This window comes from Micromonospora sp. NPDC048830, assembly GCF_043198215.1.
Classification (GTDB): Bacteria; Actinomycetota; Actinomycetes; order Mycobacteriales; family Micromonosporaceae; genus Micromonospora.
In genome coordinates, this window is record NZ_JBICUP010000020.1 from 112,271 (window position 1) to 119,971 (window position 7,701).

The 7,701-nt window shown below is 68.4% G+C and carries 7 protein-coding genes; 3 read left to right on the top strand and 4 right to left on the bottom strand.

Translation table 11 applies throughout. The features are described from left to right. Positions 1 to 3: 3 nt before the first annotated feature. The 4 genes from ACGFIZ_RS18765 to ACGFIZ_RS18780 all read right to left on the bottom strand — a co-directional run bounded on the left by ACGFIZ_RS18765 (position 4) and on the right by ACGFIZ_RS18780 (position 2,786). Entirely contained in the window at positions 4 to 306 is a 303-nt protein-coding gene (locus tag ACGFIZ_RS18765; protein ID WP_393420810.1) for a hypothetical protein, read from the bottom strand. Further along, positions 303 to 1,229 (bottom strand): FAD-binding oxidoreductase, encoded by a 927-nt coding sequence (locus tag ACGFIZ_RS18770; RefSeq protein ID WP_393420812.1) that lies wholly within the window; start codon positions 1,227 to 1,229, stop codon positions 303 to 305. Before ACGFIZ_RS18770 ends, ACGFIZ_RS18765 begins: the two co-directional genes overlap by 4 nt. 228 nt (positions 1,230 to 1,457) lie before the next feature. Then, positions 1,458 to 2,267: a hypothetical protein gene (locus ACGFIZ_RS18775; protein WP_393420814.1), complete on the bottom strand. Its 810-nt coding sequence runs from the start codon at positions 2,265 to 2,267 to the stop codon at positions 1,458 to 1,460. 60 nt (positions 2,268 to 2,327) lie between these two features. Then, complete coding sequence (locus tag ACGFIZ_RS18780) at positions 2,328 to 2,786, bottom strand: glycine-rich domain-containing protein (protein WP_393420816.1); 459 nt, start codon at positions 2,784 to 2,786, stop codon at positions 2,328 to 2,330. Positions 2,787 to 2,976: 190 nt separating this feature from the next. Between ACGFIZ_RS18780 and ACGFIZ_RS18785 the strand changes: the two genes are divergently transcribed. The 3 genes from ACGFIZ_RS18785 (at position 2,977) to ACGFIZ_RS18795 (ending at position 7,582) form a co-directional block, all read left to right on the top strand. Next, complete coding sequence (locus ACGFIZ_RS18785; RefSeq protein WP_393420818.1) at positions 2,977 to 4,470, top strand: hypothetical protein; 1,494 nt, start codon at positions 2,977 to 2,979, stop codon at positions 4,468 to 4,470. Next, complete coding sequence (locus ACGFIZ_RS18790; RefSeq protein WP_393420820.1) at positions 4,467 to 5,024, top strand: GNAT family N-acetyltransferase; 558 nt, start codon at positions 4,467 to 4,469, stop codon at positions 5,022 to 5,024. Before ACGFIZ_RS18785 ends, ACGFIZ_RS18790 begins: the two co-directional genes overlap by 4 nt. A gap of 212 nt (positions 5,025 to 5,236) precedes the next feature. Further along, positions 5,237 to 7,582: a UvrD-helicase domain-containing protein gene (locus tag ACGFIZ_RS18795; protein WP_393420822.1), complete on the top strand. Its 2,346-nt coding sequence runs from the start codon at positions 5,237 to 5,239 to the stop codon at positions 7,580 to 7,582. Positions 7,583 to 7,701: the final 119 nt, after the last annotated feature.

The window sequence follows — 7,701 nt, forward strand, 5'->3', positions numbered from 1 at the left end:
ACGCTACCGATCCGCCCGCCGCTCCGTGGTCCCGCCCGGGCCTGCCGTCAGCGCATCGTGGCGCGCTCGTGCCTGGTCGCTCTGCCACGATCGGAGGGCGTTCCTGATGCGCTGGTTTTCGGCGAGCGCCCGATCCCGCTCGCGGGTGCGGGCGCGCAGCTCGTGCGCGAGGCGGTGCAGCAGCGCGTCGACGTCGCCGGTCCGGTAGCCGCGCCGGCCCACCCGCGTCAGAGGCAGCAGCAGCGCGGTGATCCGGTCCGGGGTGAGCGGGCCGCGCAGGGAGTTGCGGCTGCGGTAGACGGTCATCGCCACGGGATCCGTTCCGGCAGGTGGATGCGCTCGGCGAACACCCCGGCGACGAGCAGCCGCAGCCGCGAGCCGGCGAGCATCGGTGGCGGCCCGCAGACGTACACGTCCTGGTCGGGGCGCAGATGATCGAGGGCGACGGTGACGGCGTCGCCCCGCTCCCCCGGCTCGGCGAGACGATCGCGGGAGAACGCCGGCACGATCGTCAGCCAATCGTGCGCCTGCTGGAGCTTGTCGAGGGTGACTGCGTCGTACAGCTCGGCGACCGTGCGGGCCCCGACGACCAGGGTCACCCGCCGGCCGCTCGGAGCGGCGGCGACCTGCTCGACCAGGGCGCGCAGGGGCGCCAGCCCGGTGCCGCCGGCCACCAGCAGCAGGTCCCGCGCCCCGCTCAGGCTCAGCCCGGTGTCGGCCGGTGGGCCGAGGTGGAGCGGCTCGCCGGGGCGTACATGATGGACGAGGCTGGTGGAGACGGCGCCGGCGGGGACCGCGCGAACGTGCAGCTCGAGCGTGCCGTCGGGACGCGGCGCGTTCGCCGGGGAGTACCAGCGCCACCGGCCGGGGTGGCGCGGCGTGCAGACCGGAATGGCCTGGCCGGGGCGGTGCGACAGGGGCCGCGACGGCCGTACGGTGAGGATGGCGAGGCCGTCGCAGGGGCGGTCGTGCTCGACCACCTCGGCCGCCCGTCGGGCCGGTGTCGGCAGCACCCCGGTCAGGTAGTCGGCGGCCCGCCGGTGCTGCGCCTCCGACCAGCCGAGGTTCGGGATCTCGGCCGCGTCGGTGGGCGCGCTGGTGAGCGACCGCGCGAGGTGCGCCTTCAGCCGGTCCCAGTCCACCCCGATCAGGTACGGCGACAGCTCCGCGTCCGCCGCGACGAGGCTCAGCCAGCGGGCGGCTGCCTCGCGTATCTCCGCCTTGTTCATGGGCTTCCCTGAGGTGTAAGGGAGGGCCCCTTCGGTAGGACGGGCCCCTGTTGACGGGTGGAGTGGCGCCGGGGCGGGCGGGGACGGTCGACGTCGTTCGGGTCGACGCGACCGGAGCCCGGCACCCGCCCCGGGCCATGCGCCCAGCCTCGGCGCGGCTCAGGGAGGCTGGTATGCCGAGGCGATCGTGACCGCCATGCACGGTCGGTATACGAGTGGTGACGCTGCTCAGATGGAGGCGGGTTGCCGGATCAGGCGGTGGGCGTGCCACTGGCGGGCGGCGTCGAGGAGCGGCCCGCGGTGCAGTGCGGGAGAGGTGCGCTGCATCCGGTCCCAGAGGCGGACCAGGGCGTCGGCGAACGCGGTGACGGCCTCGCCGTCGGCTTCGGCGAACGCGGGGATTCGGGCAGCCCACCGCTCGGCGGCGGCGGGGCTGTGGCCTGCGCGGACGAGCCGTACCAGCAGAAACGCCGTGTCGATCCAGGCGGCGCCCCGACACGGGGCGGACCAGTCGACGAGCCGCAGCCGGTCGCTCAGCAGGAAGTTCCGGGGCGTCATGTCGGTGTGCAGCAGGGTGTCCCCGTCGACCAACTCGGGGGCGATGAGCCCGCGCCAGCGGTCGGTGAACGGCTGCACCTCGACGGGCGGGCAGGGCGTCAGCTCGCGGGCGAGGGCGCTGAGCAGGTCCGCTACCGGCGCGAGGTCCGGAGAGCCCGGTTCCAGGCGGGGATGGCGGCCGGGCGCGTGCTCGAAACCGCTTAGGAGCCACCCGTCGCGCTCGACGGTCCAGCGAAGCCGGGGCACGGCGTTGGGCAGCCACGGGTTAATGCGGGCTTCCTTACGGTAGAGCCAGCCGCTCGGGCCATCGGCCAGTCCGCCCTTGCAGAAGACCCGTCCGGCGGCGGTGTGGAGGGTCGCGGCGAACTCGCAGGACGCGCCGTCGGGCAGCGACTCGGCCTGGCGGATCTCGCCGGTGTGCCGCTCGATTTCGCCTCGTAGCGCAAGGGGCAGATCGTCCCAGTGGTGGCGGCGCGGCATCGGTGAGGCCTCCCGGACGGCGGTCCTGGACAGCGTAGGCCCAGAACCGCCGCCCGAGCTTCACCTGGTCGGGCTGTCGTGGCAGCCGGCGTGGCACTGACTGCAGTCGGCAGCCGCAATCCAGAGCGGACGATCGAGGAAGAAGCCGGCGGCGGTGATCGCGGCGACCGTCCGGGCGATCGGGGCGCCGAGCGGTTCCGGCTCCGCGCGGCCGGTTTCGTCGGACGGCGGGTCGGGCTGGTGGTGGATGAACCGGCCGGCGATGCGCTGGCAGAAGGCGGCGTACTCGCGGGTGTGCAGGATGAACGTGTGCCAGCCGATGTCGACCAGTTCGGAGGGGCCGAGCGGTTCGGTGGCGGTCGCGCAGGCGGCGAGGAAGGCGAGCGCCTGGTCCATGATCCTGGCCGGCAGGTCGGCGGCCAGTTCGGGATGGTCACGGGCGATGCGGGCGGTCAGCTGGGCGAACAGCTCTTCGGAGACGAGGGTCCTGCCGGTGCTGACCCGGTCGATGGTGAGCATCCTGCTCCTTCCGTCAGGGCCTCTTCTGTGGCCTTGCATTGAGCCTGCGAACAGCGGAAGCGGCCCGGCATGACGGCGCGAGGATCGTCGATATGCGCGGCACGCATACCGGGAACCCTCGGAACGGTTTGAATGGATAGGCTCTACGGAGCGCAATCGACACAGCCACCCGCGAACGGCGAGGTTGCCGGTGACACCTGCGAACTGCCCCCGATGCGGCGGACGCCTGGCGCGCGACAACGACAGCGGACGCTGCGCGCCCTGCCAGGCCGCCGAGCGCGACCGGCTGAGCAGCCCACCGGCGGTGCCGGCGAGCTTCTGGGAGCACGAGCCGGTACGGCGGGCGCTCGCGGAGCGGCACCTCGGGCGGGTTGTTCGGGCGTACCGACATCACCCGTACCACGGGCGGCAGCCGTTGCCGCAGACGGTGGTGGCGGGGTGGCTCGGAATCACGCAGGCGCAGTTGAGTCGGGTGGAGAACGGGCCGCCGCTGGTACACCTGGACCGGCTTATTCACTGGTCGCAGTTGTTCCGGATCCCGTCCCGTTTCCTGTGGTTCAGCCTCCCCGGCCGTTCGATCGAGGTTGCGCAGCCTGACGTCGCAACCGTGAAAGAAGTCGGGCCGGCATTCCCGCCGGCACTGACCGATGCCGACACCACGGCATCGGCTCAAGGAGGTGACACTACGGACCGCCGACAGTTCCACGCCCTCGCTGCCCTCGCGGGCATCGCCGCATCCGGCTCCCTCGACCTGCTAGCCGCGCCCACCGACGCGCCCCGGAGTATCGGTATGGAGCAGGTAAGCTACGCCGGCTCGCTGGTGGACAAGTTCCGCCGCGCCGACGCAGCGGTCGGGGCCAACGAGCTCTGCGACATCGCCATCCGGGTACACGCCCAGCTATCGATGTGGGCGGCGAAGGCGACCTACAGCCGGGACGTTGGCGAAGCCCTTCAGGCCACCCTCGCCGACCTCGCCATAGAAACTGCCTGGCTCACCATCGACGCGAATCGCCGTGCGGTAGCCAGGGCTTACCTCAACGAGGCAATCACCAGGGCTCGCTTCATCGATGACCCGCAGATGGAGGTACGCGCCTTCGCCCACCTCGCGCTACTGACCTGTCAAGACCGTCCCGGCGAGTCGCGGCACAGCGCCGAGGCGGCACTGAGGTCCTCCGCTGGGTGGGGTACCCCACGGCTGGCCACGCTGCTGCACCTGCGTACCGCGAGAACGTTCGCCACCTTGAACGACATAAGCGGATTCAATCGGGCAATGAGCAAGGCGCAACGCGAGTTCGAGCGCGGTGCGAATGAGGACGACATGCCGTTTCTTCACTTCGTCACCCCGCAGGAGATCAAGGGCATCGAGGGCCTTTCCTACCTTGCCCTGGGCATGCCTGGACGAGCCGCCGACGCCTTCCGAACCATCACGGCGAATCCCTCCCCCGCTCTCCGGCGTAACCGGATCTACTACTCGGTTCAGCTCGCCGATGCTGCTTGCAGGCAGGGCAACCTCGACGAGGCTGCGCACACAGCGATGAACCTGCTGCCTGAGATTGACCAGGTAAGTTCGGGGCGGGTGAGCCGCCTCTTCGCGCAGGTCCGGTCCAGCCTGGGGCGGCCGCAGCGCTCGACGGCCGCAAGCCGGGAGTTCGTCGAGGCGTACGACCAGGCGGTGAAAGGATGATCGAAGGGCTGAATCTGCGGCATTACACCGCCGAACAGGCGGCCGGGCTACTCGACCAGCTCATCGAGCTGTACCTGAGGGTGTACGCGGACGGCGACGAGTTCCACAGCGAGGACCGGTACCGCCGCCAGCTTGCTGGCCACACGCAGCGCGACGGCTGGGACTTGGTCACTGCCACGGTCGGCGGCGAGTTGGTCGGATACATCTACGGCTTCCCGCTACCCGCCCAAACCAGGTGGTGGGCCGGTATTCGCGAGCCCTTCCCGGCCGGATTCACCGATGAAGACGGGAAACGGACCTTCGCCATCAGCGAGCTGATGGTGGCCCCTGACTGGCGGCGCCGAGGGATCGCCAAGTTGCTGCACGACGAGCTACTTGCTGGCCGTACCGAAGAACGGGCTACTCTCCTGGCCGACCCGGACAACACCCCAGCCCAGGCCGCGTACCAGGGTTGGGGTTGGCGGAGAATCACCACGCTCCGTCCAAGCTGGGAAAACGCGTCCACGTACGACGTCCTGACCTTGATCATCAACCCCAGGAATTCAAGCGCCTGACCACTTTCAGTCGGTCGGTAACCCTCGATCGACTATCTGGCTTACGACCGCACCCGTCAATATCATCCGAATAGGCAACGAACGCGTGCCTTCGTACGACGACGCAACGTACACGCCACAATACAGTCATCTGGTCCGGGACGCAGCCGCTCGGATGCCTTGCAGCCAATCTCGTCGCCGCCTGGACGCCGACGAGTTCAGCGGGAGTTTCAGTGACGGTCGACCCGGTCGAGTTGAAGCGCGAGCAGGACTACTTCGACGCAGCGTGGGAGCATCGCGAGCGTATGCGTCGCAACCTTGGTAGCGCAGCGGGCGCCGCAGCAAACAGCGGGGCTGCCGCTCGGATCCGCCTCGACGCCAAAGCCCGGCAGGACAAGCTTGGCAAGCCCGATGATGCCGTCGCCTTCGCCCGAATGGACGACGAGTCCGGGGAGAGCTTGTACCTTGGCTATCACGCAATTTTCGATGACGAGTCGAACGTCGTGGTCGTCAACTGGCAGGCACCGGCTGCCGCCCGATACCACAAGGCGACCCATGCCAACCCCTGCGGACTGCGTCGCAAGCGCGACTTCAGCTGCAAAGAAAACTCGATCCAGAGCTTCACTGACTTGCTGCTGGCGGAGCTGTCAGCCGGGGTCGCCGAGCTGGAGAGTTGGGAGCGGCCGTCTGACACCCTGCTGGCGGAACTGGAGCGCAACCGCACGGGATCGATGCAGGACATCGTTCGGACGATCCAGGCGGCACAGTTCGACCTGATCCAGACCCCCCTCGAAGGCGTGATGGTCGTCCAGGGCGGACCCGGGACAGGGAAGACTGCCATCGCGCTGCACCGGGTCTCCTGGCTTCTGTTCAACTACCGGGGCCAACTCACAGCCGAGCGGGTCCTCATAATCGGACCCAACCCAACTTTCACCCGGTACACCCGTATGGTGCTTCCCACTCTCGGTGACACGAACGTCGAGCAGCTCGATGTTCACCAACTTCACCCTCCGGCCCGCCGGGGCCGTACCGAGCCCACCGAGGTCGCTCGACTCAAGGGCGACCCGCGCATGGTGGGCCTGGTTGAGCGGGCTCTCTACGCGCGCGTAGCGGTCCCTGACAACGAGAAGCACCTACGCGTTGCTATCGACGGCCACCGGATCACGCTGCCAGCGGAACCCATCGTCGCGACCATTGGCCGCTGCCTCGAAAGCGGTGGCACTTACTCAGAGCGCCGTCACCTGTTTCGGGAGCTGTTGCCTGGAGAGTTATTCAATCAGCTGGTCAAAGACGGCTCAATCGCCTTCCGCCGAGACGGCGCCAGCGCAATCCGGCCGGCGCTGGACCTTGTGCTGGACCGGATTTGGCCCTCGACAACTCCCACCGCGTTCCTTCGCGAGCTGTACAGCTCGCGCGATCGGCTCATCGCCGCTGCCGGCGACGAGTTCACCGCCCGCGAAATTTCTCTGCTGCATCGGCGTGCGGCGGACAAGATGTCTGACGAGCACTGGACGGAAGCGGATCTTGCGGTGCTGGATGAGGCCGACCACCTCCTCAACGGGGTGGTCGGCCATTTTGATCACGTCGTCATCGACGAGGCGCAAGACCTGTCTCCCATGCAGCTGCGTGCGATCGCTCGACGGTCAGCCAATGGCTCCTTCACAGTGGTCGGTGACATCGCCCAATCCACAGGGCAGTGGGCGCGTGACGAGTGGGATGACGTTGTCCGGCACCTGTCATCCGAGATGCCGGTCAACTACGAGGAACTACGCTACGGATACCGCGTGCCGCGGCAAGTGTTCGAGTTCGCGGCCCAACTGCTGCCGATCGCCGCGCCCTCGGTTCAGGCACCGCAGGTGGTACGGGACGGCCCAGCGGACCCCTCGATCCACCAGATGGACGAAGACGATCGAGCAGGCGAGGCCGTTCGGGTCGCCATGGGACACGCCGCTCACGGTAGGTCCGTAGCGATCATCTGCCCTGACACCTGCCGTGAGGACGTGGAGCTTGAGCTGATCGCCAAGGATGTCGCCTGGCGCGCGGCTTCGGAGGGCGAACTCGGCCCGGGCATCAATCTTGTCGGTCCCCACGAGGCCAAGGGCCTGGAGTTCGATGCGGTGGTAGTCATCGAGCCAGCCGACATCGTGGCGGCCGACGTCCGCGGCCACCGCCTGCTCTACGTCGCCTTAACCAGGACGACGAGATACCTGGACATTGTTTGCAGCGGCAGCCCGCTGCCGATGGGCGCGAATGTGGAGTCCACTCCGACTGCCGAAGTTCAGGACCTACAGGGCGACGATCAGCGAACCTTCTGGGGCTCCATGATGGCAGATATCGCTGCCGGGTTGGCAGAAATGGGTTTTGATCCGGCATCGAGCAGCCCTGGTGACAGCCAACCAGATCCGGATTCGGCTCTCACCGCTCCGAGGCCGGATACGGAACCAACTCCTACCGCTCCGCGCACAAAGGCCTCCGCACGTCTGATTACGGCGGCGGCTGAAGACGTTATCGAGTTGTTACGCGAGAGCGTGGCGCCGAACTTGTGGCAGGCGGTCCTGACCCAATGCCACGTAGCCTAATTTGATCATGTTGTTGTGCTGGTCGTTTGTGCCCGGACGGGCTTCCGGCGGGTGTGGTGCGGCGGGCGGGTCAGCGTGTCCGGGCTGTGGTGTTGACGCCGGCTGGCTGGGCGGGTCTG